1 protein-coding gene and 1 pseudogene are annotated in these 1,178 nt (G+C 65.6%); one reads left to right on the forward strand and one right to left on the reverse strand.

Annotation, left to right across the window (positions count from 1 at the left end; genetic code table 11):
- On the forward strand, positions 1 to 913 hold a 913-nt coding region (locus ABT116_RS48435; protein ID WP_351647916.1), incomplete at its 5' end, for an MsnO8 family LLM class oxidoreductase.
- A gap of 13 nt (positions 914 to 926) precedes the next feature.
- On the opposite strand, the pseudogene ABT116_RS48440 reads toward ABT116_RS48435, so the two are convergent.
- Positions 927 to 1,178: pseudogene (locus tag ABT116_RS48440) on the reverse strand (histidine phosphatase family protein); the annotation flags it as partial.

Raw genomic sequence — 1,178 nt, forward strand, 5'->3', positions numbered from 1 at the left:
GACGCATTCCGTCGAACGCGCCGCGCACGCCGACGCGCTCGGCTACCACCGGTTCTGGGTGGCCGAGCATCACGCAGTGCCCGGGATCGGGAGCGGGTCGCCGGCAGTACTGCTCGCCGCGATCGGCGCGCAGACGCGCGAGATCAGACTCGGGAGCGGTGGGGTCATGCTGCCGAATCACCAACCACTGATCGTCGCCGAGCAGTTCTTGATGCTGGAGGCTCTGTACCCGGGACGAATCGATCTCGGCCTCGGTCGATCGCTGGGATTCACGGAGCCTGTTCGTCAGGCATTACGACGCAGCAAGGATGCTCCGGACACGTTTGCGTCGGATCTGGAAGAGGTGCGGCGCTACCTTGACGGATCCGCGCCTGTGACGGCACGGCCGGCGTCGGAGACCGGGGTGCCGATCTTCGTGCTCGCGACGCGCACGGGCCTGGAAGTGGCAGCGCAACTGGGGCTTCCGGTGGTCGTGGGTGGGCCGATACTCGGAATCGGGGGTACCGGCCGGGTGGATGCACTGGACGAGTACCGCCGGGCTTTCCGGGCCACCGACGCTCATCCCGAACCCTATGTGGTGGTCTCTCTCGAGGTGGCGGTTGCCGATACCACCGACGCGGCGCGTGAGTTGCAGATCCCGGAGGCATACGCACTCGCAGAATCGTCACGGACAGGGGAGTTTCCGCCGCTGGTGTCACCGGACGAGATCAGGCACGCCCCGCGCAGTGACCGAAACGCCAGGCGGATCGAGTCGTTCATGGCGTCGGCGCTCCACGGGACGCCCGTCGAGGTGAAGCAGCAACTTCACGATCTGGCCGAGCGGACCGGTGCCGACGAAGTGTTGGCGTCGACGTCGACGTACGACCGTGACGCGCTTGCACTTTCGGACCGCATGCTACGTGAGGTGCTCTAGCGGTGTGGTTGATCTAACGAGGCACGTGAAACTCGAGCAGCGTCGCGACGGAGTCGTCGAGGTCGGTCCACGGCACCGGTACGGAGAGGACGGCGATCGCCGAAGTCGGGAACTTGTCGCGGATACGTTGGGCCGCTTCGGAGTTTTCGTTCGATGCGAGATCGAGTGCAGTCCAGGGAATTCCGGGTTCGTGTCCGACGATCAGGAGCGTCTTGACGTGGTCGGACGTGGTTCGCGCAGCTGCAATGACGTCTGCGGGTGAGCC

The sequence above is a fragment of the Streptomyces sp. NPDC002130 genome (assembly GCF_040296465.1).
In the GTDB taxonomy this organism is placed as follows: Bacteria; Actinomycetota; Actinomycetes; order Streptomycetales; family Streptomycetaceae; genus Streptomyces.